Annotated in this window: 28 protein-coding genes and 1 riboswitch; of the genes, 19 read left to right on the top strand and 9 right to left on the bottom strand. The window is 71.2% G+C overall.

What is annotated here, in order from left to right; translation table 11 throughout:
- The first annotated feature begins 13 nt into the window (after positions 1-13).
- Positions 14-613: a sugar O-acetyltransferase gene (locus Ate02nite_RS25260; protein ID WP_239147671.1), complete on the top strand. Its 600-nt coding sequence runs from the start codon at positions 14-16 to the stop codon at positions 611-613.
- Between the two features lie 304 nt (positions 614-917).
- Positions 918-1391 (top strand): Lrp/AsnC family transcriptional regulator, encoded by a 474-nt coding sequence (locus tag Ate02nite_RS25255; RefSeq protein ID WP_203809747.1) that lies wholly within the window; start codon positions 918-920, stop codon positions 1389-1391.
- Between the two features lie 162 nt (positions 1392-1553).
- On the opposite strand, the gene Ate02nite_RS25250 is transcribed toward Ate02nite_RS25255, so the two are convergent.
- Positions 1554-2723 carry a quinone oxidoreductase family protein gene (locus Ate02nite_RS25250; RefSeq protein ID WP_203809745.1) on the bottom strand — a complete coding sequence of 390 codons (1170 nt, stop codon included), beginning with the start codon at positions 2721-2723 and terminating at the stop codon, positions 1554-1556.
- 82 nt (positions 2724-2805) lie between these two features.
- Here Ate02nite_RS25250 and Ate02nite_RS25245 point away from each other — a divergent pair, with 82 nt between their 5' ends.
- On the top strand, positions 2806-3252 hold the full coding sequence (locus Ate02nite_RS25245; protein WP_203809743.1) for a MarR family winged helix-turn-helix transcriptional regulator: 447 nt from the start codon (positions 2806-2808) through the stop codon (positions 3250-3252).
- Between the two features lie 125 nt (positions 3253-3377).
- On the opposite strand, the gene Ate02nite_RS25240 is transcribed toward Ate02nite_RS25245, so the two are convergent.
- On the bottom strand, positions 3378-4103 hold the full coding sequence (locus Ate02nite_RS25240; protein WP_203809741.1) for a class I SAM-dependent methyltransferase: 726 nt from the start codon (positions 4101-4103) through the stop codon (positions 3378-3380).
- Positions 4104-4216: 113 nt separating this feature from the next.
- On the opposite strand from Ate02nite_RS25240, the gene Ate02nite_RS25235 reads away from it, so the two are divergent.
- Entirely contained in the window at positions 4217-4408 is a 192-nt protein-coding gene (locus Ate02nite_RS25235; RefSeq protein WP_203809739.1) for a CsbD family protein, read from the top strand.
- A gap of 69 nt (positions 4409-4477) precedes the next feature.
- Here Ate02nite_RS25235 and Ate02nite_RS25230 read toward each other — a convergent pair whose 3' ends face one another.
- Positions 4478-5824 carry a KamA family radical SAM protein gene (locus tag Ate02nite_RS25230; protein ID WP_203809736.1) on the bottom strand — a complete coding sequence of 449 codons (1347 nt, stop codon included), beginning with the start codon at positions 5822-5824 and terminating at the stop codon, positions 4478-4480.
- 129 nt (positions 5825-5953) lie between these two features.
- Between Ate02nite_RS25230 and kdd the strand changes: the two genes are divergently transcribed.
- The 9 genes from kdd to Ate02nite_RS25185 all read left to right on the top strand — a co-directional run bounded on the left by kdd (position 5954) and on the right by Ate02nite_RS25185 (position 15887).
- Positions 5954-6973: an L-erythro-3,5-diaminohexanoate dehydrogenase gene (gene kdd / locus Ate02nite_RS25225; protein ID WP_203809734.1), complete on the top strand. Its 1020-nt coding sequence runs from the start codon at positions 5954-5956 to the stop codon at positions 6971-6973.
- 5 nt (positions 6974-6978) lie between these two features.
- The gene (locus Ate02nite_RS25220) at positions 6979-8517 is read left to right on the top strand and encodes an amidohydrolase (RefSeq protein WP_203809732.1); all 1539 of its coding nucleotides are present in this window, start codon (positions 6979-6981) and stop codon (positions 8515-8517) included.
- A gap of 12 nt (positions 8518-8529) precedes the next feature.
- The gene (gene kamD / locus Ate02nite_RS25215) at positions 8530-10086 is read left to right on the top strand and encodes a lysine 5,6-aminomutase subunit alpha (RefSeq protein ID WP_203809731.1); all 1557 of its coding nucleotides are present in this window, start codon (positions 8530-8532) and stop codon (positions 10084-10086) included.
- The gene (gene kamE, locus Ate02nite_RS25210) at positions 10083-10856 is read left to right on the top strand and encodes a lysine 5,6-aminomutase subunit beta (protein WP_203809730.1); all 774 of its coding nucleotides are present in this window, start codon (positions 10083-10085) and stop codon (positions 10854-10856) included. The genes kamD and kamE overlap by 4 nt, the downstream gene beginning before the upstream one ends.
- Positions 10853-11218, top strand: coding sequence for a 3-aminobutyryl-CoA ammonia lyase (gene kal / locus Ate02nite_RS25205; protein ID WP_203809729.1), 366 nt, complete (start codon positions 10853-10855; stop codon positions 11216-11218). The genes kamE and kal overlap by 4 nt, the downstream gene beginning before the upstream one ends.
- Positions 11215-12477, top strand: a complete 1263-nt coding sequence (locus Ate02nite_RS25200) for a glutamate mutase L (RefSeq protein ID WP_203809728.1) — start codon at positions 11215-11217, stop codon at positions 12475-12477. The genes kal and Ate02nite_RS25200 overlap by 4 nt, the downstream gene beginning before the upstream one ends.
- Positions 12478-12929: 452 nt before the next feature.
- Positions 12930-14528 (top strand): apolipoprotein N-acyltransferase, encoded by a 1599-nt coding sequence (gene lnt, locus Ate02nite_RS25195; protein ID WP_203810388.1) that lies wholly within the window; start codon positions 12930-12932, stop codon positions 14526-14528.
- The gene (locus tag Ate02nite_RS25190) at positions 14525-15313 is read left to right on the top strand and encodes a polyprenol monophosphomannose synthase (RefSeq protein ID WP_239147670.1); all 789 of its coding nucleotides are present in this window, start codon (positions 14525-14527) and stop codon (positions 15311-15313) included. The genes lnt and Ate02nite_RS25190 overlap by 4 nt, the downstream gene beginning before the upstream one ends.
- Before the next feature lie 55 nt (positions 15314-15368).
- Entirely contained in the window at positions 15369-15887 is a 519-nt protein-coding gene (locus tag Ate02nite_RS25185) for an FxsA family protein (protein WP_203809727.1), read from the top strand.
- Between the two features lie 61 nt (positions 15888-15948).
- Here the strand turns inward: Ate02nite_RS25185 and Ate02nite_RS25180 are convergent, their stop codons facing one another.
- Both Ate02nite_RS25180 and Ate02nite_RS25175 read right to left on the bottom strand, forming a co-directional pair.
- Positions 15949-16287: an RNA polymerase-binding protein RbpA gene (locus tag Ate02nite_RS25180; protein ID WP_203809726.1), complete on the bottom strand. Its 339-nt coding sequence runs from the start codon at positions 16285-16287 to the stop codon at positions 15949-15951.
- A 672-nt stretch (positions 16288-16959) separates the two neighbouring features.
- Positions 16960-18114 carry a serine/threonine protein kinase gene (locus Ate02nite_RS25175; protein WP_203809724.1) on the bottom strand — a complete coding sequence of 385 codons (1155 nt, stop codon included), beginning with the start codon at positions 18112-18114 and terminating at the stop codon, positions 16960-16962.
- A gap of 238 nt (positions 18115-18352) precedes the next feature.
- Between Ate02nite_RS25175 and Ate02nite_RS25170 the strand changes: the two genes are divergently transcribed.
- Complete coding sequence (locus Ate02nite_RS25170) at positions 18353-18751, top strand: GNAT family N-acetyltransferase (RefSeq protein WP_203810384.1); 399 nt, start codon at positions 18353-18355, stop codon at positions 18749-18751.
- A 35-nt stretch (positions 18752-18786) separates the two neighbouring features.
- Here Ate02nite_RS25170 and Ate02nite_RS25165 read toward each other — a convergent pair whose 3' ends face one another.
- A complete protein-coding gene (locus tag Ate02nite_RS25165) occupies positions 18787-19812 on the bottom strand; it encodes a phosphotransferase (protein ID WP_239147669.1) in 1026 nt (341 codons plus the stop codon).
- A 54-nt stretch (positions 19813-19866) separates the two neighbouring features.
- Here Ate02nite_RS25165 and Ate02nite_RS25160 point away from each other — a divergent pair, with 54 nt between their 5' ends.
- The 4 genes from Ate02nite_RS25160 to Ate02nite_RS25145 all read left to right on the top strand — a co-directional run bounded on the left by Ate02nite_RS25160 (position 19867) and on the right by Ate02nite_RS25145 (position 22719).
- A complete protein-coding gene (locus Ate02nite_RS25160) occupies positions 19867-20460 on the top strand; it encodes a winged helix-turn-helix domain-containing protein (protein WP_203809722.1) in 594 nt (197 codons plus the stop codon).
- Positions 20453-21145, top strand: a complete 693-nt coding sequence (locus tag Ate02nite_RS25155) for an SRPBCC family protein (protein WP_203809720.1) — start codon at positions 20453-20455, stop codon at positions 21143-21145. The genes Ate02nite_RS25160 and Ate02nite_RS25155 overlap by 8 nt, the downstream gene beginning before the upstream one ends.
- 78 nt (positions 21146-21223) lie before the next feature.
- Positions 21224-21964, top strand: coding sequence for an alpha/beta fold hydrolase (locus Ate02nite_RS25150; RefSeq protein ID WP_239147668.1), 741 nt, complete (start codon positions 21224-21226; stop codon positions 21962-21964).
- A complete protein-coding gene (locus tag Ate02nite_RS25145) occupies positions 21961-22719 on the top strand; it encodes a class I SAM-dependent methyltransferase (RefSeq protein ID WP_239147667.1) in 759 nt (252 codons plus the stop codon). The genes Ate02nite_RS25150 and Ate02nite_RS25145 overlap by 4 nt, the downstream gene beginning before the upstream one ends.
- 49 nt (positions 22720-22768) lie before the next feature.
- Here Ate02nite_RS25145 and Ate02nite_RS25140 read toward each other — a convergent pair whose 3' ends face one another.
- Together Ate02nite_RS25140 and Ate02nite_RS25135 are read right to left on the bottom strand one after the other, a co-directional pair.
- On the bottom strand, positions 22769-23521 hold the full coding sequence (locus tag Ate02nite_RS25140) for a CbtA family protein (RefSeq protein ID WP_203809716.1): 753 nt from the start codon (positions 23519-23521) through the stop codon (positions 22769-22771).
- Positions 23512-23715 carry a CbtB domain-containing protein gene (locus Ate02nite_RS25135; protein ID WP_203809714.1) on the bottom strand — a complete coding sequence of 68 codons (204 nt, stop codon included), beginning with the start codon at positions 23713-23715 and terminating at the stop codon, positions 23512-23514. Before Ate02nite_RS25135 ends, Ate02nite_RS25140 begins: the two co-directional genes overlap by 10 nt.
- Positions 23716-23723: 8 nt before the next feature.
- Positions 23724-23869: riboswitch (adenosylcobalamin (AdoCbl) riboswitch) on the bottom strand.
- Between the two features lie 88 nt (positions 23870-23957).
- On the opposite strand from Ate02nite_RS25135, the gene mycP reads away from it, so the two are divergent.
- Positions 23958-25154 (top strand): type VII secretion-associated serine protease mycosin, encoded by a 1197-nt coding sequence (mycP, locus tag Ate02nite_RS25130; protein WP_239147666.1) that lies wholly within the window; start codon positions 23958-23960, stop codon positions 25152-25154.
- A gap of 422 nt (positions 25155-25576) precedes the next feature.
- Here mycP and Ate02nite_RS25125 read toward each other — a convergent pair whose 3' ends face one another.
- Positions 25577-25981, bottom strand: coding sequence for a hypothetical protein (locus tag Ate02nite_RS25125; RefSeq protein ID WP_203809709.1), 405 nt, complete (start codon positions 25979-25981; stop codon positions 25577-25579).
- Between the last annotated feature and the right edge of the window lie 90 nt (positions 25982-26071).

Genomic DNA, 26071 nt, shown 5'->3' with positions numbered 1-26071 from the left:
TAAGGTGGACGGCATGTCGGATCATGAAGAGGTGCTGGCCCGGATCCGCCAAGGCGCCTTCTACACCGAGTCGGAAGCCTCCTTCCAGAACGGGCAGCGCCGCGCCGACCTGGTCTTCGAGTACAACCGCACGCCACCCGGCGAGGCCGGCCGCCGCCGCGAGCTCCTCGAGGCGATCCTCGGTTCGGTCGGCGCCCGCACCGTGCTGCTGCCCCCGTTCCACGCCGGCTTCGGCAGCAACGTGCACATCGGCGACGACTTCTTCGGCAACGTCAACCTGACCTTCGTCGACGACGTCGAGATCCGCATCGGCCACGGCGTGATGATCGCGCCGAGCGTCACCCTGACCACCACCGGCCACCCGATCCACCCCGGCCTGCGCGAGGACTTCCGGCGCTTCTCCGAGCCCATCGTGATCGAGGACAAGGTCTGGATCGGCAGCAACGTGGTAGTGCTCCCCGGCGTCCGGATCGGCTACGGCGCGGTGATCGGCGCCGGCAGCGTCGTCTCCCGAGACATCCCCGCCATGACGGTGGCCGTAGGCGTGCCCTGCCGCGTGGCCCGCCCCATCACCGACGAAGACCTAAAGGCCCGCACGTTCCCCGCCGCCTAGTCCCCGGCCGCCCAGCCCCGCCGGCCAGCCCGCCTGCCGCTTCCTGGCGCGCCCCCGCCGGCTTGCCAGCCCCCGTCGGCTTGCCCGCCTGCCCGCTTCCTAGCGCGCCCCCACCGGCTTGCGGCCCGCCCCCGCTGGGTAGCCCGCCTGCCCCGCCTCTTGCCCGCTCCCGCCGCGATCTTGTGGGATCCGGGTTGGCTCCGAGCGGGAATCCCGCAAGATCGCGGCGCTGGCTGCATGAGTCCGGGCGGGGATCGTTGATCGCCCGTGAAAATGTGGTTGGCCGGGCAAGTAGGGTTGCGCCGTGGAAGAGATCGACCGGGCGATCGTGGGCGCCCTCACCGTGGACGGCCGTCTGTCGTACACCGACCTGGCCGAACGGGTCGGGCTGAGCGTCTCCGCCGTGCACCAGCGGGTTCGCCGCCTGGAGCAGCGGGGCGTGCTCGCCGGTTACACCGCGAAGGTCTCCTACGAGGCCCTTGAGCTGCCGCTGACGGCGTTCGTGGCGATCCGGCCGTTCGACCCGTCGCAGCCCGACGACGCGCCCGACCGGCTGGCCCACCTGGCCGAGATCGACTCCTGCTACTCGGTGGCGGGGGAGGACTTCTACATGCTCCTGGTCCGGGTGGCCAGCCCGGCCGACCTGGAACGCCTGCTGCAGGAGATCCGCACGGCCGCGAACGTCACGACCCGCACCACGGTGGTCCTGTCGACCCCATACGAGAACCGCCCACCCCGCATGCTCCCGGCCGCATCCCCTGCAGACCTAGCATCCTAGGACGCGATACGCGGTGTGGCGCCTCCGGCAGCAGGGCCACGGCAGCAGCCCACGGCACGGCAATGGCCGGGCTGCCCCTAAGCCTGATCGCCTGTACCTACAAAGCGCCGCCTGACGATGGTGCCCAGCCGCAGTGCCTCGGCCGCGGTCACGGGCGCCGACTCACGGGCGCAGGATGACCTTGCCGAGGTTCGCGCGGGCCTCGATGATGCGATGCGCCTCAGCCGCCCGGGCCAGGGGAAGTTCGGCGTGGATGGCCGGTCTCAGCCGGCCGGTGCGGGCCAGCTCCCACAACTCCTCCGTGTCCGCTCGGTAGCGGTCGGGCTGGGTGGCGGCGAAGCGGGCCACGGTGAAGCCGGTGATCGTCTTGGCGCCGGCCAGCAGGTCGTGCGCGGGAACCGTGCCGCCGCCCGAGTTGAAGAAGATCAACCGACCGCCGGGCCGCACCGCGGCGAGCGCGCGGGGGAGCAGGTCGCCGCCGACGGCGTCGAGGGCGATGTCGACCGGTGCTCCCCAGCTCTCGTCGGCATAGGCAACCACTTCGTTCGCGCCCAGGTCCCGCAGGAACCCGCCCTTGTCACGCGAGCCCGCCGCAGCGACCACCCGGCGCGCCCCGCGCAGTCCGCGTGGCCCGGCCTGCCCGCGTGGGCTCCGCACCCCGGGCAGCTCGGCCGCTCCGGCCGTCCTGGCCGCTCCGGCCGTCCTGGCCGCTCCGGCCGTCCTGGCCGTCCTGGCCGTCCCGGCCGTCCCGGCCGCCCCGGCCGCTCCGGCCGCCCCGGCCGCCCCGGGCGGGTTGGGCATTCCGCGCAGCTCGGGCAGGCCGGCCAGCTGCACGAGCAGATGACCAACCCCGCTCGCGGCACCGGTGATCAGCATGGATTCGTCTGGCCCGGGAGCGGCCGTCGCGAGCACGCCGAGTGCGACGTGTCCACTGCGGATCAGCGCGACGGCCAGCACGTCGGACGCCCACTCGGGGATCGGCGTCGCCAGCGCAGCCGGCACGGTCACCACCTCGGCGTAGGACCCGGTGAACGACAGCCCGGTCACTCGGTCGCCGACCCGGATTTCGCATGCCGGTGCGACAGCATCGGTGGGGAGCGCGGGAGCGAGAACGGCAGGCCCGATCGCTATCACTTCGCCGGCGACCTCGCCGCCGATCGGGGCGGGCAGCGCGGCCGGATCACCCGCCCGCACTCGGCGGACCGCCGGCAGGGTCACCCCGATCGCGGTGACCCGCACCAGCAGTTCGCCGGGGCCGGGCTCTGGCTCGGGGGCGTCCTCGAGGCGCAGCACCTCGGGGCCGCCGTATTCGTAGTGCCGCACGCGCCGCATTCGCCGCCTCCGATCGTTGGGGAGTCCCCACGATAACGGCCAACCGTTGGGAATGCCCAACGGTTTTGGCTAGGCTGGGCGGATGGCCGACGAGGTTCCCTACGCTCCCGAGCGGATCCGCGAGCTGCCCAGCTGGCTGCTGGGCCGGGCCGCCGCCCGCGGCCACCGCCTGGTCGCCGAGGCCCTCGCGGCCGAGGGCGTCCGGATGATGCACCACGCCGTGCTGGCGTCGGTCGCCGAGCTCGGCCCGGTCTCGCAGGCCACGCTGAGCCGCACCCTGCGGGTGGACCCGAAGGAGATGGTCGCCATAGTCCGCGACCTGCACTCCGAAGGCCTGGTCCACCGCAAGCCCGACCCGGCCGACCAGCGCAAGCACGCGATCTCGCTTTCTCCGGCCGGCGCTGACCTGCTCTCCCGCACCGAGCGCCTGGGCGCCGCCGCCAACAACGCGCTGACCGAGTCGCTGACCCCGGCCGAGCGCGGCCAGCTGATCGACCTGCTCAACCGGATCATCGCTCCCGGCCGTTGAGAGCCACCGGGCTACCGGGCCACCCGCCGCCACCGGGCTACCGGGCCACCGGCCGCCAACCGGGCCGCCGGCCGCCGGCCCTCAACTGGGCCGGCGGCGTCGGCATTGGGCCGCAGACGACGGACTCAGGTGGGCAGGTCGGCTCGGGCGCAGTCGGCTACGTAGGGGAGTGCGAACTCCGTACGGCCGACCAGCTGCGGATGGGTCGCGGCCAGGCGGCGGACCTCGTTGAGGACCGCGGCCCGGTCCACCGGGGTCATCAGGATGACCGCGCTGCGGGAGGCGACCATGTCGATCAGGCGGTCCGGGCCGAGGGTCTCCACCCACTCGAAGGTGGCCTGTTCGAGCGGGCCGAACGGCGGGCCGATCGTGGTCTCCGGGTCGCCCTGCTGGCTGCCGATCACCTCGCCGAGGCGGCGGACCCAGTCGGTGCGCTCGTCGCGCAGGTTCCAGATCAGGCCGAGGCGGCCGCCGGGGGCGAGGATCCGGGCGATCTCCGGCACTGCCTGTGCGGGGTCGACCCAGTGCCAGGCCTGGGCGACCAGGACGACGTCGGCGGCGTCGTCCGGCAGCGGGATGTCCTCGGCGGTGCCGCGCAGTGCGGGCACGCCGGGCACCGCCCGGGCCAGTTCGTCGAGCATGCCGGGGGACGGGTCGACGGCGGTGACGTCGAGGCCGCGGGCGCGGATCTGCCGGGTGAGTTTGCCGGTGCCGGCGCCCAGGTCGACGACCCGGGGGCGGCCGGGTGGGAGCAGCCAGTCGAGGGCGGCGTCCGGGTAGCTGGGACGGCCTCGTTCGTAGATGGAGGCGGCGGGGCCGAACGAGTTCGCGTGCGCGGCGTGATCGTTCACGACAAAGATCCTATATCGCAGTATCCTAGGACGCTCTACCGGATGAGACCTGTTTCAAAAAGGAGCCCTTCGGGCACCAACCTGCCAAGCACAAAAACTTGGAGGGTTGACGAATGAGCTTCACTGACAAGGTCAAGAACGAGGCCGACGAGCTGTCCGGCAAGGCGAAGCAGGCCGTCGGCCGCGCCACCGACAACGAGTCCCTGGTGGCCAAGGGTGAGGCCCAGGAGGCCGGCGCGCAGGCCCGCAAGGCCGCCGAGCACGTGAAGGACGCCGGCAAGGACGTCAAGGACGCCTTCAGCTAGACCAGCTTCAGCGAAACAGACGAGAGGGGCTCCGGGTGACCGGGGCCCCTCTCGTCATCCCCTGGGAGTTCAGTCCTCGGCCGCCTGCTTACGCCACCACGCCTGCCCGGATTCGGGCAGCGTGTCGATCGGGTCGTAGTACGCGTGCTGCTTGGACAACGCCTCGGCGTCGTCGGCCTCCAGGGAGGTGCGGTAGTTCTTGGTCCAGTACGAGATGCCGTGCTCGCGGTCGTAGTCGGTGAGCATGTGCACCCAGCGCTTGCCGACGAACGGCACGTCGCAGACGATCCGCGGGGTGGCGTAACCGGGCAGGTAGCCCATCATGTCGTGCTGCAGCTGCTGGGCGTGCCAGACCGGAACCCGCCAGTGCTCGGCGTTGGGGATCATGTCGCACATGTAGAAGTAGTAGGGCAGGATGCCGGCCTCGCCCTGCAGCCCGAAGCACAGATCCAGCAGGTCTTCAGTGGTGGCGTTGACGCCGCGCATCAGGACGCCCTGGTTGCGGACGTCCCGCACACCCACCTCGAGCAGCGTCTGGGCGGCCCGCGCGACCAGCGGGGTCAGCGAGTTCACGTGGTTGACGTGGGTGTGCACGGCCAGGTTGACGCCGCGCCGGGAGGCGGTGATGGCGACCCGCTGCATCCCCTCGACGACGTCCGGCAGCAGCCAGTGCTGGGGGAGACCCATCAGGGCCTTGGTGGCCAGCCGGATGTCCCGCACGGTCGGCACCGAGAGCAGACCCATCAGGTACGCCTCGAGCTGCTTCCAGGGCACGTTGGCGACGTCGCCGCCGGAGACCACCACATCCCGTACGCCCGGGTGGGCCTTGAGATAGGCCAGGTGGGCGTCGTAGCGGTCGACGGGTTTGAGAGACAAGCGCAGCTTGTCGACCGTGGGGGTGCTGTTGCCGACCAGGTCCATCCGGGTGCAGTGCCCGCAGTACTGCGGGCAGGTGGACAGCAACTCGGCGAGCACCTTGGTGGGGTAGCGGTGGGTGAGGCCCTCGGCGACCCACATGTCGTGCTCGTGCAGCGAGTCGCGGGTGGCGTGCGGGTGTGACGGCCACTCCAGGTGCCGGTCGGTGGCGACCGGGAGCATGTAGCGGCGGACCGGGTCGTTGTAGAACGACTCCGTGTCGGGGGTGCGGTCGGGCACCATGGTGTTGACCATCTGCGGCGGGATCAGCATCGACATGGTGGCCAGGCGCTGCTGGTCGGTTTCGAGGTCGACGTAGAACCGTTCGTCGAGCAGGTCACCCATGACCGCGCGGAGCTGCTTGATGTTCTTGACGCAGTTGACCCGCTGCCACTGGGCGGACTCCCACTGGGCGGCGGTGACGTCACGCCAGCCCGGGAATCGGGTCCAGTCCGGCTCGACGAGCGGACGGCGCTGGTATTCGTAGGGCTGGCCGTTCATCGATGCCTCCCGGGAAGCGACAGTGGCTCCAACGTACTGGATATTTTTTCGTCTAGAAAGCTAGTCTCCGTAGGATTTACGGTATGACGGCGGCTTGAGCTTCTTGATTTCTTGGTAAAGGTGGGAAACGTGTCAGCTTCTGTGGGTCTGCGGCGGGTCCTCGAGCCGGCCGGTGTGCTGCCGCAGGCGGCCTGGCGCCTGGACGCCAGCCCGGAGATCGCCGCCGACGAGGTGCGCATCGCGGTGCGGCGGCTCAACCTCGACGCGGCGAGCTTCCGTCAGCTGGCCGAGAAGCACGGCGGCGACGGCGCGAAGGTCCGGGCCGAGGTCGCCGGGATCATCGAGACCCGCGGCAAGATGCACAACCCGGTGACCGGCTCGGGCGGCATGCTGATCGGCGTCGTCGAGGAGGTCGGCTCGGAGTCCCCGCTGGGCCTGAAGCCGGGCGACCGGGTAGCCACTCTGGTGTCGTTGACCTTGACCCCGCTCCGGATCACCGACGGTCTCCAGCAATGGGACGGAAAATCCGAGCAAATCCCAGCAGAGGGTACGGCGATCCTGTTCGGCCGCTCGGTGGTCGGTGTGCTTCCGGAGGATCTGGAGCCCGAGCTGGCCCTGGCCGTCTACGACGTGTGCGGTGCACCGGCGCTGACTGACCGGATTGTCCGCGAATACGACGGCGAGGTGACCGTCGCGGTGCTGGGCGGCGCCGGCAAGAGCGGCTCCCTGTCGCTGGCCGCGGCCCGGCTGGCCGGCGCGCGCACGACGGCGATCGTCCGGGACGAGACCGAGGCGGCCGCGGTAAGACAAGGGGGCCTGGCCGACGCGGTCGCGGTCGCCGACGCGCGGAACCCGGTCGCGGTCGCGGAGGCGGTGGGCGAGCCGGTGACGATCACCGTGGTCTGCGTCGACGTGCCCGGCTGCGAGCACGGCGCGATCCTGGCCACCGCCCCCGGCGGCACGGTCATCTTCTTCTCGATGGCGACCAGCTTCCCGGCCGCCGCGCTCGGCGCCGAGGGTCTGGCCGCCGATGTGACGATGCTCATCGGGAACGGTTTCGTCCCCGGTCACGCCGAGTTCGCGGTCGACCTGGTGCGCCGTGTCCCGGCGGTGCGGCAACTGTTCGAGTCGCGGGTAGCGGGACACTGACGCGTATGACGCACCTCCCCTCGGTTCTCTACACCAACGGCCGCTTCTACTCCGCCGCCGACCCGCGGGCCACCGCCATGCTGGTCCGCGACGGCAACATCGCGTGGCTCGGCGACCCGGGTGACGCCCCGTCCGCCGACCGGACCGTCGACCTCGACCAGGCCCTGGTCACCCCGGCGTTCGTGGACGCGCATGTGCATTCGACCGATTCCGGCCTGGCGTTCGACGGTCTCGACCTGTCCGACGTGCGCTCGGCCGGCGAGCTGCTCGACCGGGTGGCCGCGTTCGCCGCGACCCGCCCGGCCGACGGCGTGGTGCACGGGCACGGCTGGGACGAGTCGACCTGGGCGGAGCAGACTCCGCCGTCGGCGGCCGAGATCGAGCGGGCGGCCGGCGGTCGCCGCACCTACCTGTCGCAGGCGTCGGTGCATTCCGCCCTGGTGTCGGCGTCGCTGCTGGGTGCCGCGGAAGGTGTGGCGGGTTTCGACGCTTCCGGCTGGGTGCGGGAACAGGCCCACCATGCGGTACGGGCGGTGGCGCTCGACGCTTTGACCCCGGCGCAGCGGACGGCGGCGCAGCGCACCTTCCTGAGCCGGGCCGCGTCGATGGGGATCGCCGCGGTGCACGAGTGTGCCGGCCCCGGCACCTCCAGCGAGGAAGACCTGCGGTCGGTGCTCGCGCTGGGCGGTCAGGGCCTGCCCCGGGTGTACGGCTACTGGGGTGAGCTGGGCGGCGCCGAGCGGGCCCGGGACCTCGGCGCGGTCGGCGCGGCCGGCGATCTGTACGCGGACGGCGCCCTCGGTTCCCGGACGGCGGCGGTGCGGCACGCCTACCACGACGGTGACCACGGCCTGGGTGAGGCGTTCGTGACCGCCGAGCAGGCCGCCGAGCACCTCCTGGAGTGCATGCGGGTGGGCGTGCAGGGCGGTTTCCACGCGATCGGCGACGCCGCGATCGAGACGATCCTGGACGGTTTTGCCCTGGCCGCCAAGCAGGTCGGGGTGGACGAGGTGCGGGCCGCCGGGCACCGGGTCGAGCACGTCGAGCTGATCGACAAGCCGATGATCGCGCGGATGGTCGAGTTCGGCGTGACCGCGTCGGTGCAGCCGGTCTTCGACGCCCTGTGGGGTGGCAACAACCGGATGTACGCCCAGCGCCTCGGCGTCGAGCGGGCCCTGGCCAGCAACCCGATCGGCGCGATGCACGCCACCGGCGTACCCCTGGCCTTCGGTTCTGATTCTCCGGTGACCGCTTTGGATCCGTGGGCGGTGGTGGTGGCCGCGGCCGCGCCGCGCAATCCGGTCTACCGGATGACCGTGCGGGCGGCGTTCGCGGCGTCCAGCCGCGGCGGCTGGCGGGCGGCGGGTGTCGACCGGGCCGGCGTGCTCGTCCCGGGCGCGCAGGCCACGTTCGCGGTGTGGGAGACCCCGGGCGGGGTCCGGGACGGCCTGCCGGCGCTGCTGGCGGACATCGACGGGGTGGTGCCGGCGCGGCCGGTGTGCCGGCGCACGGTCGTAGCCGGCGAAACGATCTTCGAAGCGTAGGGAGGACATGGTGTGGCCGGGAAGCTGAATCTGGACCCGACGGTCGTCGCGAAGGCGCGTCGGCTCGCCGAGCGGGCGGGCGGTCCCGTCGTCGAGCTGGCCCGGTCACACACCACGGTGTCGGTGGAACGGGCCGTGCTGCGCCTGGCCGGCGTGCACGGCGCCGACTCGGACGGCATCCCGTGGGTGAACCGCCTGGTCGACGCGGTGCGCGCCGATGTCGGGCTGGGGCATGGGGTGTCGCTGCCGGTGTTCCACGCGATGCGGACCACCGGCGTCGACGACATCACGGTGCTCGCGCAGAAGGCCGCGGCGGGAGCGGTGCGATTCGCCGTACCGGCCAAGAAAGCGGAAGCCACCGCGGCCCGGCGGGCCGCGAAAAGAGCGACCGGCGACGGCCTCAAGGTCGTTGATCGGCGCCGGGCCGAGCGGGACCGGCTGATCAAGCGGTACGGCGATCCGCAGCAACGTCCGTGGATCTATCTGATCGTCGCGACCGGCGACATCTACGAGGACATCCCGCAGGCCCAGGCGGCCGCGCGGGCCGGTGCCGACATCATCGCGGTGATCCGGTCCACCGGCCAGTCGCTGCTGGACTACGTGCCCGAAGGCGCCACCCGGGAGGGTTTCGCCGGCACCTATGCCACCCAGGAGAACTTCCGGCTGATGCGGGCAGCCCTGGACGTGACGTCGAAGGAGCTGGGCCGCTACGTGCGGCTGACGAATTACGCGTCCGGGCTGTGCATGCCGGAGATGGCCGCGATGGCCGGTATGGAACGCCTGGACATGATGCTGAACGACTCGATGTACGGCATCCTGTTCCGCGACATCAACCCGATCCGCACCTTCGTCGACCAGCGCTTCTCGAGGCAGGTGCACGCCCGGGCCGGCATCATCATCAACACCGGCGAGGACAACTACCTGACCACGGCGGACGCCGTCGAGGCGGCCCACACGGTGACGGTGTCGCAGCTGCTCAACGAGTTCTTCGCACACGAGGCCGGCCTGGCCGACTGGCAGCTGGGCCTGGGCCACGCCTTCGAGATCAACCCCGAGGTCCCCGAGTCGTTCCGCCTGGAGTTGGCGCACGCCCTGCTGGCCCGGGAGCTGTTCCCGGATGCCCCGCTCAAGTGGATGCCCCCGACCAAGCACATGACCGGCGACGTCTTCCGCGGCAACCTGCTGGACGGCTTCTTCAACCTGGTCGGCGCGCTGACCGGCCAGGGCATCCTGCTGGTCGGCATGATGACCGAGGCGGTGGTGACGCCGTGGCTGTCCGACCGCGACATCGCCCTGCAGAACGTCCGCTACGTCCTGGCCGGCGCCGGCAACCTGCACGAGGACTTCGTCCCCGCCCCGGGCGGCTTCATCCAGCAGCGAGCCGAGCGGGTCCTCTCGGAGGCGGTAGACCTGCTCGACCGGATCGCCGACGACACCCTGCTCAACGCCATCGCCGACGGCACGTTCGGCATCATGAAACGCCCCGCCGACCGAGGCAAGGGCCTGGACGGCGTAGCCAAGCACGAGGACGGCTACTACAACCCGGTGACGGAGGCCCTGGAAGCATGACGATCATCCGGCCCTACGGGGACACCACCGGGGACGGGATGGTGCAGCTGTCGTTCACGCTGCCGATTCCGCATGACAAGCGGGCCGAAGGGGCCGCACTGCAACTCGCCGGGAAGATGGGGATGGACCCGGCGATGCTGGTGCACGCCAAGCAGATGGGCGACGGGTTCACCTTCTTCGTGGTCTACGGCAAGGTCAATCACCTGGTCGACACCGAGAAGGTGGTGGTCGTCGAGCGGGACTTCCCGCTGCTGAGCGCCAAAGAGGTCAACGCCGTCATCAAACGCCGGCTGCGGCGCCGTCTCAACGTGGTCGGGGCGTGCATCGGCACCGACGCGCACACCGTCGGCATCGACGCCATCCTCAACCTCAAGGGCATCGCGGGGGAGAAGGGCCTCGAGTACTACCGGGAGCTCGCGGTCACCAACATGGGCGCCCAGGTCTCGGTACCGGAACTCGTCGAGACCGCCCGCGCGCAGAAGGCCGACGCCGTCCTGGTCTCGCAGGTCGTCACCCAGCGCGACGCCCACCTGCAGAACACCCGGGCCATGTCGGCCGCCTTCCGGGAGGCCCTGCCGGAGGGCAAACGGCCGCTGCTGATCGTCGGCGGCCCGCGCTTCGACGAGCTCATGGCTGGTGAGCTGGGCGTCGACCGGATCTTCGGCCGGGGCACCACCCCCCGCGAGGTCGCCTCCTACCTAGTCCACGCCCTCACCGCCCGTCCGACCGCCCCGCCACCACCCTTGACCGGAACAAAGGCAGCCTTATGATCACCGTCACCCACCGTCGCTACGTGCCGTACTCGCACGCCCACTACGCCGGCAACCTCGTCGACGGCGCTTACTCGCTGGGCCTGTTCGGCGACGTCGCCACCGAGGTGTGCATCCAGCTCGACGGCGACGAGGGCCTGTTCGCCTCCTACGACGACGTCCAGTTCAAGGCACCCGTGCAGGCCGGCGATGTCCTGGAGATCACCGCGAAGGTCGTCAAGATGGGCACCCGGTCGCGCCGCATCGCGTTCGAGTCGCGGGTCGTCTGCCGGGGGACCGGCGGCTCGGCGGCGGCCGTCCTGGACGAGCCGATCGTCGCGGTCACCGCCACCGGCACGGTCGTCGTGCCGCCGAAGGGATGACGGCGGCCGTCTGCGTCGACGTCGGTTCCACGTACACCAAGGCCGCCCGGATCGATCTCGCCTCGGGCGAGATGACCGCCCGGGCCGAAGTGCCGACAACCTCCGCGACCGACGTCCTGGCCGGCCTCGATGAGGCCGTCGCCCAAGTGGGCGGCTTCGCCGATGGGGTGTACGTCTGCAGCAGTGCCGGAGGAGGTCTGCGGCTCGCCGTCGTCGGCTACGAATCGCTTGTCACCGCCGAGGCCGGGCACCGGGTCGGGTTGTCGGCCGGTGCCCAGGTCGTGCACGTCGCCGCCGGCCCGCTCGACGGCACCGCGGTGGCCGCCCTGCGCGCCGCCCGGCCGGACGTGATCCTCCTCGTAGGCGGCACCGACGGCGGCGACGCGGCGGTCCTGCTGCACAACGCCCGCCGCCTGGCCACCTCCCGGCTGCGCTTGCCGGTCGTGGTGGCCGGCAACTCTTTCTTTTCTTCCGACGCGGCGACGCTCCTCGCCGATCGGGGCATCCCGGTGACCGTTACCGCCAACGTCCTGCCGAAGATCGGCGAGCTCGACCCCGGACCGGCCCGGGCGGCGATCCGGGACGTGTTCCTGCGGCACGTGATCGGCGGCAAACGGCTGTCCAAGGGCCGCCGGTTCGCCTCGCTGGTGCGGGCCGCCACCCCCGACGCCGTCCTGGCCGGGGTCGAGCTGCTCGCCGACCTCACCGGGGCCGGGGTGCTGGTCGTCGACGTCGGCGGGGCGACCACCGACGTGTACTCGGCGCTGCTGCCCGACGCCGAGGCCGAGAACGGCCCGCAGCGCGACGTGGCCGGCACCCTGTGGAGATCCAGAACTGTGGAGGGTGACCTCGGCGTCGCGGTCGGTGCCGGCGGCACTGTGGCCGCGGCCACAGTCGAGAAATTGGCACTTTCAACCACTGAAAACCATCCGTCGGCGGAGCGTGACCGGGATCTCGCCGCCGTCGCGGCCGTGATCGCCCTGCGCCGGCACGCCCGCGGTCACTCTCCGGGACCGGGCCGGCCCCGCACCGGCGGCCGGGACCTGCGCGACGTCCGCCTCGTCGTCGGCTCCGGCGGGGTACTTCGCCACGGTGGCGGCGCATATGTCCTGAACGCGGTGCTGGCCGACACGGCCGGCGGCTGGGCCGCCCCGGCTACCGCCCGTACGGTGATCGACGAGCGGTACGTGCTCGCCGCCGCCGGGCTGTTAGCCATTGATCATCGCCACGCTGCGACCGCCTTGTTGAACACGCTGTAACCCGATCGGGTACGGGACATGACACGCCCAACAACGCGACACGCCCAAGCACGGGGAGGGCGATTGACAGGCCACCGGGGGCGGGACGTACCTTCTTCAGGTCCTAGGTACGGCGAGCGATCGATGTCTAATCTGTTCCTCCTCCCACTGGCCGCAGTCCTCGCAGGGGTCGCGCGTTCAGCCAGGTCCAGGGGGTGGGGGTCGACGGAGCGGCAGCGGACCGATCGTCGCGTCGGTGGGGCAGGGGGTTGTACCGGCACCAGTAGACAACGGCTCGGCGGGGACAGCCAGTCCGCGGCAAGCCGGTCCGAAGGCGTACGAGACCACCCACTGACCCACCGGCCGTGCCCGGGAGCGCGAGAGGCACCCGAGGCGCGGCCTACCCGGCCGCGCCTTCTCCGTTCCCGCAGTTCCGCCCGCGTTTTCCGCCCGGTAGCCTTCCGCGGGTGGAAATGACGCTGCAGCCGCCGGCCGCACCCCAGGTCAGCGGGCCCGACGGCCGGCCCGAGCCGCTGCGGCTGACGTTCGCGCTGCCGCTCGCCCTGCTCGCCGGGGCCGCCCTCCTGCTGGCCCTCCCGCCGTACGACCTGTGGTGGTTGTCCCCGGCCGGGGTCGCCCTGCTCGGGGTGGCCAGCCACCGGCGGCGGCTGCGGGCCGGGTTCGGGCTGGGCCTGCTCACCGGCATCGTGCTGTTCTTCCCGCTGCTCAACTGGACCAGCTTCGCGGCCGGCTGGCTGCCCTGGGCCCTGCTGTCCAGCGCCGAGGCGGTCTTCGTCGGCCTGACCGGCCTGGCCACCGCCTGGCTGTCGCCGATGCTCGACCGGTGGCGGGCGCTGTGTCCGGTGCTGCTCGGCCTGCTCTGGGTCACCCAGGAGGCGGCCCGCGACCGCGCCCCGTTCGGCGGCTTCCCGTGGGGCCGGCTGGCGTTCAGCCAGGGCGACGCCCCGTCGCTGCGCCTGGCCGCCTACGGCGGGGCCCCGCTCGTCACGTTCGCCGTAGCCGCCGCCGGCGGCTGCCTGGCCGCCTTGGTGTGGCAGCGGCCGAATCGTGGCTCCCTCGGCTTTCTGGTGGCGCTGGCCGCCCTGATCGTGGCGCCCGCCGCCCTGCCGCTCGGCGGCTCCGGCGACACCAGCCGGGTCGTCGCCATCGTCCAGGGCAACGTGCCCCGCCTCGGCCTCGACTTCAACGCCCAGCGGCGAGCCGTCCTGGACAATCACGCGAGCGCCACATTAAAACTCGCTGAAGACGTGAAGAACGGTAAACAGCGCCAACCCGACCTTGTCATCTGGCCGGAGAACTCCAGCGACATTGATCCATTGCGTAATGCCGACGCCGCGACCGAGATTTCGGCCGCCGCCGATGCGATCGGCGCGCCCATTCTGGTCGGCGCGGTGCTGCGCACCGACAATCCCGCCGACATCAAGAACGCCGGCATTCTGTGGAACCCGAACACCGGGCCCGACCTCACCCAGGAGTACGTCAAGCAGCACCCGGTGCCGTTCGCCGAGTACATGCCGATGCGGTCGGTCGCCCGGCTGGTCACCGACAAGGTCGACCTGGTCAAGAACATGCTGGCCGGGGACCACACCGGCATCATCCGCACCTCGGCGCTGACCCTCGGCGACGTGATCTGCTTCGAGGTCGCGTACGACGGCATCGTCCGCGACACCGTCACCGGCGGCGCCCAGATCCTCGCCGTGCAGACCAACAACGCCACCTTCAACGCCGCCGAGGCCCGCCAGCAATTGGCCATGGTGCGGCTGCGCGCGGTCGAGCACGGTCGTGAATCGCTGATGGCGTCAACGGTGGGTGTGTCGGCGTTTGTCGGCACCGACGGCGAGGTACACGACGAGAGCGGATTCAACGAAGCCGCGGTCATGGTGCGCGACATGAAACTGGACGAGTCGCGTACGCTGGCGACTCGCTTGGGCATCTGGCCCGAGATGTCGGGCGTCGTATTGGCGGCCGGCGCTTTCATCGGTGCGTTTCTGCTGCGGCGCAAGCGTCGTACCAGCGGGGACAACGCGGAAGTAAAGACGGAGGAACGGTGAGCGAGGCGGAAGGCTACCCGGGAGTTGGACGGGTCCTCGTGGTCATCCCGACTTACAACGAGGCGGACAACATCCGCAAGATCAGCGGACGCGTGCGCAGCGCGGTTCCCGCGGTCGACATCCTCGTTGCGGACGACAATTCGCCCGACGGCACCGGTGCCATCGCCGACGAACTCTCCGTCGCCGACGACCACATCTTCGTGCTGCACCGGGCGGGCAAGGAAGGCCTCGGCGCCGCCTACAAGGCCGGCTTCGCCTGGGCCAAGAACAAGGGGTACGACGCGGTCGTCGAGATGGACGCCGACGGTTCGCACGCCCCCGAGGAGCTGCACAAGCTGCTCGACGCGCTGCGCGACACCGACGCGGTGCTCGGCACCCGCTACATCCCCGGCGGCAGCGTGCACAACTGGCCGCTGCAGCGGCTGCTGCTCTCCCGGGGCGGCAACATCTACATCCGGATGGTGCTGGGCCTGCCGTTCCGCGACGCCACCGGCGGCTATCGCGCCTACCGGATGCCGGTGCTGGACGCCATCAACGTCGACACCGTCGCCTCCACCGGTTACTCGTTCCAGGTCGAGCTGGCCTGGCGCAGCTACAAGAGCGGCTTCCGGATGGCTGAGGTGCCCATCACGTTCACCGAACGCGAACACGGCGTCAGCAAGATGAGCGGCAACATTTTCAAGGAACAGCTGCTCAGGGTCACCGTGTGGGGTGTGCAGGCGCGCAAGGCGGCATTGATGAGCCGCCTCGGCCGCAAGCAGCGGCAGGGTTCCACCTGGCCGTGACCGGGCATCGGCGTGTCATGCTGGATGAAGAACGCATGACCCCCCGGAGGACACCATGCAGCGTCGAGGAATAGCCCTGTTGCCCCTGGGCCTGGCCGTGCTCGCGATCGCCGAGATCACCGTGTTCATCAGCGTGGCGCACGTGCTCGGGGCCGGTTGGGCGCTGCTTCTTCTCGCCGCCTTCGAGATCGGTGGCATGCTGCTGCTGCGCCGCGAGGGCATCAAGGGGTGGCGCGGCTTCCAGGCCGCGGCCGCCGAGGGCCGCCCGCCGGGCCCGCAGGTCGCCAACTCCCTCGCCGGCCTGGCCGGCGCGCTGCTGCTGGCCATCCCCGGCTTCCTCTCCTCGGTCGCCGGCCTGCTCCTGCTGATCGGCCGCCCGGTCGTCCGGCGCTGGATCGAGCGCTACACCGAACGTCAGGTCGGCGCGGCCGTCGCCGGTGACCTGTTCGGCCCGCGCCGGGTCAAGGTCCGCCGCGGCGAGCCGGTCGTGGTCGTCGAGGAGCAGACCCCCGTGCACACCCCGCCGGCCGCCGCCATCGAGGGCGAGGTCGTCGAGGGCGAAGTCGTCCGCTAACAGTTCTTGGAAAGCACGAAGGCCGACCCCGCGGGGTCGGCCTTCGTCGTTGTGTGCTGGATCAGCGGCCCCGGCGGGTGCGAACCTCCTGGAGCCGCTCGTTGAGAATGTCCTCGAGTTCCGAGATCGACCGCCGCTCCAGGAGCATGTCCCAGTGGGTGCGCGGCGGCTTTGCTTTCTTCTGCTCGGGCTCGTTGCCGTCCACCAGACGGGCGACGCTGCCGTCGAACTTGCACTCCCAGGTGACCGGCACCTCGGCGTCGACGGCGAACGGCACCTCGAACTGGTGACCCTTGACGCACAGGTACTCTCGGGTCTGACGGGGAGCCAGCTCGGTGTTGCGGTCGGACTCGTAGCTGACTGCGCCAAGACGGCTGCCGCGCAGCATGCGTTCGCCCATGATCGGCTTTCCCCTCGCTCGTGGTGCTGCTCTCGTTGGTGTAACGAAAGGGGCGGCCGCGGGATTCCACGGTCGCCAAGGCTTCGGCCCACCGTTGTGACGGTGGTGTTAACGATACGAGCGTAACCGGCGACAGGCCTTACCGGTCACCACCCGCCCCCAGCGAAGTGGACCTTGGTCCACTTTACGGGGTTATGCGTGTTCTGCAGGTGATGCGATCTCGGTCACTCGACCGGTTACCCGACAAAGCCTCGCCTCGTTTCGCCCTACGCCCGGAAAGATTCGTCCGGTGGTCGCCGAAACTGAGCACAGTTCAGCGAAGCTTCACCTCCGGACCGGAAGCCGCCCCGATTGTCCACCATCAGAGTCCGGAAGCGCCGCCGGGGATCCGACAGCATCAATCCGGTACGCACCTGAACACTCGCTGTATACCCCGCCCGAGCGGCGAATATCCCACCGCCGCAGCCGCTGGCCCCGCCACTGACCCGCCGCCGGCGCATCCACCCGGCCGCCGCACCCGACGACCCCCGATTCCAGCCCCGCACCGATGACCAGGTGATCGACAACTCCGCCGGTCGCCGGCCGGGCGGGCCGGCGCCCGCGACGATGGCAGTGAGAATCCGCACTCCTCCCACCGCGAGACCCGTTCAGGGCACTCCAGGCGTCGGTGGGTCAGCCGGCGGCGGGGGTTGGCTCGGTGGCTCGGGTGGGCTGGGACGGGGGCGTGGGCGGGCGGGCGCCCAGCGACGCCAAGGCCGAGGCCAGGTCACTGACCTGGGTGGACAGCTGGGCGGCGCGGGCGTGGGCGGCCTCGGCCTCGGCTCGGGCGGCGGACAGGCGGCGTTCCAGGTCGGTGACGTCCTGGGTGGCGCGGTCGGCGGTGCGGCGCAGGTCGTCGCGGGCGTGGGCGGCGGCGTCGCGTTCGGTGACCGCCGTCGCCAGGTCCAGCCGGACCTGGGCGAGCTCCGCTTCGGCGGTGGTGCGGGCCGTGGCGGCTTCCCGGCGTACCTCGTCGGTGGTCTTGGTGGCGGCCGTCAGCTGGTCGGTCAGCTCGCGCCCGGCGGTTTTCAGGTCCTCGGTCGCCTGGAGGAGCTCGTCGGCCCGGGCGGTGGCGTTCTGCGCCTCGCGGACGCTCGACGCCAGGTCACGCTCGATCTCGTCGCGCTCGTGGCGGGTCTTCTGCAGCTCGGCCCGGGTGGTGGCCAGTTCCTCGCGGGCCGATTCGCGGGCGGCGGTCAGCTCGTCGCGGGCGGCGTCGCGTTCGGTCTCGGCGCGTTCGCGCAGGGCAGCCGCGGCGGTGGCTTCGCGGCGGGCCTCGTCGCGCTGGCTGGTGGCCTCCTCGGTTGCCTGCGCGGCGGCGGTGGCCTTGCGTTCCTCGTCCTCGGCGCGGTGCTGGGCCTCGTCGCGTTCGGCCGCCGCGGCCGCGGTCAGCTGCTGGGCGGTGGCCACGGCGGCGTCGGCCCGTTCGGCGTCGCGGCGGGCGTCGTCGCGTTCGGTGTGGGCGGCGGCGAGCTGGGTGGAGGTCTCGGCGCGCAGCTCGGCGAGCTGGCGCTCGACGCCGGCCGGGGACAGCTCCGAGTGCAGGGCGTCGGTCAGGGTCTCCATCAGCTGGTCGAGCCGGTCGACGACCTCCCAGGTGCGGGCCACCTGCCCGGCCAGGCCGGGGGAGGAGCGGTGCCGCATCCGGTTGTTGCGGGAGGCCCGCTGGCACTCGCCGTCGTTGTCCCGGCAGTACCGGAACGGCCGCCCGGCCGAGGCGCGCTGCTGGACGGGACGTCCACAGTGGGCGCAGGGACGGGTCTCCAGGGTGGCGTCGTTGTCGCTCATCGCCTGGTGAGCCTAGGCGCGCCGACCGTCCGCGCCGAGCCACCACACCGGCAGGACTTTCCCCCGACCCCATCATCCTAGGACGCTCTACGCGGTGTGCGCGCCGCCACCGGCCACGCTGAACCCTAAAAAGGAATCAACGGCATCCTGACTTGGACTTTTGGAGGGCGGCCGGCCCTCAACTTCCGGAAATCGGGGTGCCCTCGACTCGGTGGATTCCTAGCGTTGCCGGGTGACGATGCACCTCGAAGTCCGCTTTGCCGTCGATGACCGGCAGGTCAGTGCGCTGCACGCTCGTGCCTTCGGGGGTGATCCGGCGGAGGTCCGGCCGTGGGCCCGGCGGCTCGACCGGCATGCGCTCACCTGGGTCGGTGCGTTCGAGGCCGGGGAGCTGATCGGGTTCGTGCAGGTGTGCTGGGACGGCGGAAGCCACGCGTTTCTGCTGGACACGGCCGTCGACCCGGACCGGCAGCACCGCGGCGTCGGCACCCGGCTGGTCGAGGTGGCGACCGCGGAGGCCCGCGCGGCCGGCTGCGAATGGCTGCACGTCGACTTCGAACCGCACCTGGAGCACTTCTACCTGGACGGATGCGGCTTCCGGGCCACGCCGGCGGGAGTGCTGCGCCTGCTCCCGTGAAGGCCGGGGTGTGAGCGTCGGGCGCCACGGAACGGTCAGCTGGACAGGACCTCGTCGGCCCAGGTGGTTACGGCGGTCAGGACGGGGGCTCGGCCGGCGAAGGTGGCTTCCAGGGTGCGCTGGTCGTAGGCGGCCTTTGCGGGGGTGGGGGTGGCGGCGGTCATCAGCATGCGTGGGGCCAGCCAGAAGTACTTGGCGGCGCCGGTGGTCTTGACGGCTCGGCGGGCTGTGGCCGGGTCTACTGCGGGGGCGATGCCCTTCTCGTAGGCGGCGGTGACGGTGGTCAGGACCTCGTCCAGGTGGCGGATGTCGATCAGGCCGTCGAAGAAGGTGTCGAGCGCCAGGTTGGCGGCGTCCTCACCGATGGCGCCGGGGCCGACGAACGCCCAGTCGATCAGGGTGGGGCCACTGTCGGTGAGGATGAGGTTCATCGGCCACACATCGTGGTGGCAGAGGGTGCGCGGAAGGTGGTCGGCCAGGGCGAGCAGGTCGTGGCGGTGGGTCCACAGGCGGTGCAGGGCCTGGCGGAGGGACGGTGGCCAGGTGGCTTGGGCTACGGGGTGGTTCCAGTCGAGGTCGTCGGGGACGGGCAGGGCCAGGGTGTAGTCGCGTAGCCAGTCGCGGGCCAGCCATTCGTGGGTGGGGCGGTCGTGCACGTAGCGGGCCTGGGCGGTGCCCAGTCGGTGGGCGAGGTCGGCCAGGTCGGCGGGGGTGCTGTGGCGGCCGGGGGTGCCCTGGACGTCCTCCAGCCACAGCGCGGTGCGGTCGCCTTGGTGGTCCACCGCCAGTAGCTGAGGGGCCTGGATGCCGGGGAATGCGGTTGGGGGCAGGCTGGCCTCGTACGCGCGGATTTCTCTTTGCCAGTAGTTGAAGTGGCCTGGGTCGTCGCTGGCGGCGAGGTGGGGTGCGGCGCCTGGGCGCCGGGCGGCGGCGAGTTTGAGGATGGCGGTGTCGTGGTCGCGGTGGATGCGCCAGACACCGGCGGTTACCTCGTTGGCGTTGCTGTGGGTGAGGGGTTCTGCTCGCCAGTGCGGGCGCAGGAGGTGGTCGATCTCCGTCACGGTGATCAGCTTAGCCTCTGGACAAATTTTATTGTCGGTGGTTTCGTAGGGGGCATGCACGATGTCGCCGTCATCGAGGATCCGGCCGCGGCCGAGGTCAGTCTCGATCCCATTCGCAGCCGGTTGCTCGCCGAGCTGGTCTCGCCGGGGTCGGCCACCATGCTGGCCGGCCGGGTCGGGCTGCCCCGGCAGAAGGTCAACTATCACCTGCGGCAGCTCGAGCAGCACGGGCTGATCGAGCTGGTCGAGGAGCGCCGCAAGGGCAACGTGACCGAGCGGATGCTGCGGGCGACCGCGGCGTCCTTCGTGATCTCGCCGGCCGCGCTGTCGGCGGTGGCGCCCGACCCGGGGCGGGCACCGGATCGGCTGTCGGCGCGGTGGCTGCTTGCTCTGGCGGCCCGGCTGGTGCGGGATGTGGGGTCGCTGATCACCGGGGGTGCGCAGGCCAAGCAGCGGGTGGCGACGTTCGCGCTGGACGGGGAGGTGCGGTTCGCGTCGCCGGCCGAGCGGGCCGCGTTCGCCGAGGAGCTCGCGGGTGCGGTCACCCACCTCGTGTCGAAGTATCACAGCCCGGAGGGGCGTAAGCATCGCCTGGTTGTCGCGGTGCATCCGGCTCTGGATTCGCAGGTGGAGGGCGATCGTGGGTAAGGAGTTCGAGACGCGGTCGGAGGCGGTGGTCGAGGCCACGCCGGAGCAGGTGTGGGCGGCTATCGCGACCGGGCCGGGCATCTCGTCGTGGTTCATCGGGCGGACCGAGGTAGACGGGGACGCGGTGCGCACCGATTTCGGGGACGGGTGGATTCCGGCGGGGACGGTGACCGGGCGGTCCGAGCCATCGCGGTTCGCGTACGGGAGTTCGCCGGGGGCGGACGGGCGGTTCGTGGCGTATGAGTATCTGGTCGAGGGCCGGGACCGGTCGGCGACCGTGCTGCGTGCTGTCACCAGCGGGTTCCTGCCGGGGGACGACTGGGCCGACGAGTACGAGGCGATGCAGTTCGGGACGGCGATGTTCTTCGCGTCGCTTGTTGAGTACCTGCGGTGGTTCCCGGGGCGGGAGGCGCGCTCGGTCACCGTGTTCGGGCCGCCGGTTGCCGACTGGCCGGCCACCTGGGCTGCTCTGCATACCAAGCTGGGCCTGGGGTCTGAGCCGCGCATCGGTGACCCGGTGCTGGGCGGGGGCTCGGTGTTCTTCGTCAATGCGCACACGCTTGGTGTCCGTACGCCGGGCGGCCTTTTCAGGTTTTTGCGGGGTTTTCATGGGGCGCTGGTGGTGGACCATGTGTTGTTCGCCGATGACCCGACCGACTGGACCCTGTTCGTCAACGAGCTTTAAGGACTTTTTGTCATGCCTACTGTCATTTCGGCCGACGGATCCGTGATCGGCTATGCGACTGTCGGGTCCGGGCCGGCGTTGATCCTGGTCGACGGGGCGATGAGTTACCGGGACAACGGGCCGTCGGCGGGATTCGCGGCGGAGCTGGCCGGCAGTTTCACGGTCTACTCCTATGATCGGCGCGGGCGGGGCGAGAGCGGGGACACGCTGCCCTGGTCGGTGGAGCGGGAGATTGAGGATCTGGCGGCGGTGCTGGCGGTGGCCGGTGGGTCGGCGGTGGTGTTCGGCACCTCGTCGGGGGCGGTCCTGGCGGCTGACGCGGCTAACCGGCTGCCCGGTCTGACCCGGCTCGCGTTGTATGAGCCGCCGTTCATCGTCGACGGATCCCGGGAGCCGCGGGAGGCGACGTTCACCGGGGACACCGAGGCGCTGATCGCGCGCGGGGACCGGTCGGGGGCGGTGAAGAAGTTCATGGTGCATGTGGGGGTGCCTAAGTTTTTCGTGCACCTCATGCCGTTGATGCCGGCGTGGAAGAAGCTCCTCGGGGTGGCGCACACCCTGCCTTATGACCTGCGGATTCTCGGGGAGACCGGGCGTGGGGTGCCGCTGGATGCGGGGCGCTGGTCGGCGGTGGGCGCCCCGGCGCTGGTGATGGACGGTGGTAAGAGCCCGCGGTATATGCGCCATGGTGCGAAGGCATTCAGTGAGGCGTTGCCGGCGGCGGAATACCGCACGCTGCCGGGTCAGACCCACATCGTGAAGGCCGCGGTGATCGCGCCGGTGGTGAAGGAGTTCCTGGCCAGGAAGGTCTCGGCGTGACGTCGCCCTCGGCGCAGGCCGCCACCCAGTACGCGGCCACCACCGGGAACCTGACCGCCCGGATGGCGCTGCACGAGTACGGGACGAATCCGCAGGACTGGTTCTCGTGGCTGGCGTCGCGGCTGCCCCGGTCGGGGCGGATCCTGGAAGTGGGGGCTGGGACCGGGGAGCTGTGGCGGCGGCTGGGCCACGACGGTCTCGACCTGACCGTCACGGACTTCTCGCCGGCGATGTGCGCGCGGTTGGCGGATCTGCCGGGGGTGCGGGTGCGGCGGTGTGACGCGGGGGCGTTGCCGTTTTCGGACGGCAGCTTCGACGCGGTGATCGCCAACCACATGCTGTACCACGTCGATGATCCGGCGGCGGTGCTGCGGGAACTGGCCCGCGTCTCGCGGCCTGGCGGCCGCCTTGCGGTGGCCACCAACGGTCACGGTCACATGGCGGAGATTACCGAGCTGAGTACGGCCATCGGCCGGCCCGACATCATGCCGCGCGCCGGGCAGAGCGATTTCTACGCGGAGAGCGGTCCGGCCCTGGTTTCTGAAAAATTCCAGGACGTACGGGTGGAGCGGTATCCGGGGGATCTGGCCGTGCCCGCTGTGGCGCCGGTGGTCGACTACCTGAACAGCATGGCCGGCGAGCCACTGACCGCCGAACAGGTTGCGGCGGCGGGCGAGATCGTGTCGGCGCGGATCGCGGCCGACGGTGTCTTCCGGGTGCGCAAGAACGTCGTACTGATCACGGCGGTTCGTTGATTTCCGCGGAGGCTCGCTTTTGCTTTGGTGGCGAGCCTCCGCGGGCTGCTCAGGCGACGGGGACGGCCTCGCGGGCCGGTTCCCGGACCGGGCGGGTGGCCAGGGCGGCGAAGCCGAGGCCGAGGGCCGACCAGAGGACGGCCTGGGTGCCGAGCGAGGCGATCCGGAAGTTCCACAGCAGCGCGGCCGGGAACGTGTCGGGCACCTCGTTGATCGTCGGCAGCAGCAGGTATCCGACGGCGACGACCACCAGGAACCCGGCCACCCCGGCGAGGGCCTGCCGCCACTCGACCGGCTGGGTGCGGGCGGCGATCACGCCGGCCCACACGGCGACCAGGCCGATCGCCACGATCGCCAGGTAGCTGATGGTGCGCTGGTTGATCGTGTCGGGGTTGCCGACGGCGGGCGGGTTGGGCGGATATTTCAGGTACGGCACCAGGACCACACCGAGCAGGGCCGCTCCGGCGAGGCCGAGGGCGGCGCGGGTGTCGTTCGGGGTGCGCAGGCGGCGGCGCAGCACCGTGTACGCGGTGGCGAGCAGGCCGCCCATCGCGGCGCCGTAGAGGCCGGTGGCCAGGAACAGGCCGCCCTTCTGGCCGTCGCGGCTGACCAGTTCCTCGTCGTGGTGCCCGTCGTCACCGGCCGCGTGCGCGTTGGCTTCCTCGATGGCGATGGCCGCGTCGACCTTGGGTTCCCCCACGGTGTAGGCGAACACGCCGGCCAGCAGGCCGGCGATCAGACCGGCGAGCAGTCCCCGGATGAGGAAGGCGCCGAAACTCTGGGCGGGGCCGGTCAGTGGCACGGGACACCGAGTAGGTGCCGGCCGTCGTGCATGAGCTCGTGAAGGTACATGCCGGACTGCGACACCGCGCCCTGGTCGAAGGCGACCAGGTAGGTGAGCAGCAGCATGAGGGCGACGACCGCGAGGGCCGTCCAGAGAAGCCGCGGCGAGACCGCCGGGGTGGTGAGCGGTTGTGCCGCCTGAGCCTTGGGCATGGTGCGAGAACCTCCTTGCGGGATGACGCGTCCCGTCGTGCAGGCTGCGGCGCGCGAGCGTCCTGACTCACGGGAGCGGGCTCCCGTTCACAGTGGCGCGACCGCACCGGACTTTCACCGGTTTCCCTCACGACGCCGCAGTTTGGTTCCCACAACCTAACTGTGGGGCGCAGGCGGGCACAACCGGGTGTCGTACCCCCTCGGTACCATCCATCCGAATCGTTGAACGGGGGATGGCGGTGTTGAGGCGAGCTCTGGCGGCCGCGACGGCCACGGTGGTGCTGCTTCTGCTGCCCGCACCGGCGGCGTGGGCGGCGAACGTGTGCGACAGCGCGCCGAAACAGGCGTCGGTTTTCAAGGGCACACCCTTGGAGGACCAGGTGTACGCGCCGAAGAACTTAGCGTCGTTCGCGACCGGGGCCGGCGTGCGGGTGGCGGTCATCGACTCCGGTGTGGACGCCGGGCATCCGCAGCTCAGGGGACACGTCGACGACGGCCGCGATTTCCTGCACGCCGACGCCGACGCCAAGCAGGACTGCGCCGACCACGGCACCGGGGTGGCCAGCATCATCGCCGCCCAGCCGACCAGTGAGACCGGTTTCCAGGGCCTGGCGCCCGGCGCGACGATCGTGCCGGTCCGCATCAGCGAACAGCAGGAGATCGACGGCAAGGCCGTCGGCGACCGGGGTACACCGGCGCAGTTCGCGCAGGCCATCGACTGGGCCGTCGACCAAGGCAAGGTCCGGGTGATCAATCTCTCGCTGGTGATGACCGACCCCAACGGCGAGGTCACCGCCGCGGTGAAACGCGCCCACGACGCCGGGGTGGTGGTGGTCGCCGCGGTCGGCAACAACGCCACCAAGGGCAACCCGCTGCCGTTCCCGGCCGCCGACGACGGCGTGATCGGCGTCGGCGCGGTCACCTCGGCCGGCGTGCGGGCCGATTTCTCCCAGCACGGCGACTACGTGGACCTGATGGCCTTCGGCGCTCCCGTGACGGTGGCGGCTCGCGGTTCCGGCCACGCGAACGTGCAGGGCACCAGCTTCTCCACCCCGTTCGTGGCGGCCACCGCGGCGCTGCTGCTGCAGCGCAACCCCGGCCTGACCCCCGACGAGGTGGAACGCCGCCTGACGGCGACGGCTGACCCGGCCCCCGGTGGCGAGAAGAGCCCCGAGTACGGCGCCGGCCTGCTCAACCCCTACCGTGCCCTGACCGAGTCGCTGGGCCCCGACCAGCGCGCGCCGGTGGCCCCGGTGGTGATGCGCCCCGGCGACCCGGCGGCCGAGGCCCTGGCCGCCCGCCGAGCCCGCTCACAGGACTCGGCACTGCTGTTCGCCGGCATCGGCGCCGGCCTGGTCCTGCTGCTGGCGGTCGCGGCGATCGTGGTCCGAGCCGGCCGCCGCCGGGGTTGGCAAGCCGCCGGGCCGGAACTGCCCTGACGGCCCGGCGAATGGCGATCGTGATCCGGGCCGGCGGTCGCCGGGTTGGCGAGAGCCGAGCCCGGACCCGCCTAGCCGGGCCCGGCAAAGCCAGATTGATGTGTTGACTGCATCAACATTGACGTCAACACATGGACGGCCACGTGTTGATGTCGTATTGACAGTCAACATGTCCGGTGGTGCCAGGGCACACCGGGCAGACCTCAACAACGTTCGGCGCCGCCGGGTCCTGGCGGGCGCCCCACAATGCGCGGCGGCGCCGGGATAGGCCGGGCGGACTTCAACCGCGTTCGGTGCCGCTGGGCCACGGCGAGCGCATCCCGGCGCGTTCGGCGGTGCCAGGTCGCACCCAGCGGACCTCAACAAACGGTCGGCGTCGCCGAGTCTGGCGAGCGCACCACAACGCGTCCGGCGGTGCCGGGTCACAGCGGGCGGATCTCCACGAACGCTATGCCGGGATTGGGCAGGTCGAGGGTGATGTCCTCGCCCGGCTCCAGTCGGCGGGGTGGTTCGGCCTCCGGTAGGACGTCCGCGTCCTTCAGCGCGGCCCACTGCTCGTCGGTGGGCCAATCGCCGCCCGTCCAGCGTGCGGCAATGTTGCCGTGGGTGGCGTCGACCCGCCACAGCCGCACGGTGTGCGGGCCGGCCAGACCGAGGTCGAGGCGAACCCGGCGGTCCAATTCGCCGGACCCGCGGTCCAGCTGCCTGGCGCCAGACGCCGGCCAGGACGCCGCCTCGCCGTCGCCGTCGCCGTTGGCGGGGGCGTCCGACGCCGTGCTGTCGCCGGCCGCACCGGAAGCCGTGCTAGCGGCGGGGATCTCAGACAATTTGCTGCCGGATGCCGCGCCGGATGCCGCGCCGGATGCCGCGCCGGATGCCGCGCCGGATGCCGCGCCGGATGCCGCGCCGGATGCCGC

The organism is Paractinoplanes tereljensis, from assembly GCF_016862435.1.
Taxonomy (GTDB): domain Bacteria; phylum Actinomycetota; class Actinomycetes; order Mycobacteriales; family Micromonosporaceae; genus Actinoplanes; species Actinoplanes tereljensis.
Note: the sequence above shows the minus strand (reverse complement) of the source record. Positions and strands in the feature narration are given on the sequence as shown.

Coding starts and splice junctions, on each gene's coding strand:
- Ate02nite_RS25160 (WP_203809722.1), top strand. CDS start 19,867: ATGCACGATGTCGCCGTCATCGAGGATCCGGCCGCGGCCGAGGTCAGT.
- Ate02nite_RS25170 (WP_203810384.1), top strand. CDS start 18,353: ATGCACCTCGAAGTCCGCTTTGCCGTCGATGACCGGCAGGTCAGTGCG.
- Ate02nite_RS25260 (WP_239147671.1), top strand. CDS start 14: ATGTCGGATCATGAAGAGGTGCTGGCCCGGATCCGCCAAGGCGCCTTC.
- Ate02nite_RS25230 (WP_203809736.1), bottom strand. CDS start 5,824: ATGAACGGCCAGCCCTACGAATACCAGCGCCGTCCGCTCGTCGAGCCG.
- Ate02nite_RS25220 (WP_203809732.1), top strand. CDS start 6,979: ATGACGCACCTCCCCTCGGTTCTCTACACCAACGGCCGCTTCTACTCC.
- Ate02nite_RS25200 (WP_203809728.1), top strand. CDS start 11,215: ATGACGGCGGCCGTCTGCGTCGACGTCGGTTCCACGTACACCAAGGCC.
- kal (WP_203809729.1), top strand. CDS start 10,853: ATGATCACCGTCACCCACCGTCGCTACGTGCCGTACTCGCACGCCCAC.
- kamE (WP_203809730.1), top strand. CDS start 10,083: ATGACGATCATCCGGCCCTACGGGGACACCACCGGGGACGGGATGGTG.
- Ate02nite_RS25250 (WP_203809745.1), bottom strand. CDS start 2,723: ATGCGGCGCGTGCGGCACTACGAATACGGCGGCCCCGAGGTGCTGCGC.
- Ate02nite_RS25235 (WP_203809739.1), top strand. CDS start 4,217: ATGAGCTTCACTGACAAGGTCAAGAACGAGGCCGACGAGCTGTCCGGC.
- Ate02nite_RS25135 (WP_203809714.1), bottom strand. CDS start 23,715: ATGCCCAAGGCTCAGGCGGCACAACCGCTCACCACCCCGGCGGTCTCG.
- lnt (WP_203810388.1), top strand. CDS start 12,930: ATGACGCTGCAGCCGCCGGCCGCACCCCAGGTCAGCGGGCCCGACGGC.
- Ate02nite_RS25175 (WP_203809724.1), bottom strand. CDS start 18,114: ATGAGCGACAACGACGCCACCCTGGAGACCCGTCCCTGCGCCCACTGT.
- Ate02nite_RS25245 (WP_203809743.1), top strand. CDS start 2,806: ATGGCCGACGAGGTTCCCTACGCTCCCGAGCGGATCCGCGAGCTGCCC.
- Ate02nite_RS25180 (WP_203809726.1), bottom strand. CDS start 16,287: ATGGGCGAACGCATGCTGCGCGGCAGCCGTCTTGGCGCAGTCAGCTAC.
- Ate02nite_RS25185 (WP_203809727.1), top strand. CDS start 15,369: ATGCAGCGTCGAGGAATAGCCCTGTTGCCCCTGGGCCTGGCCGTGCTC.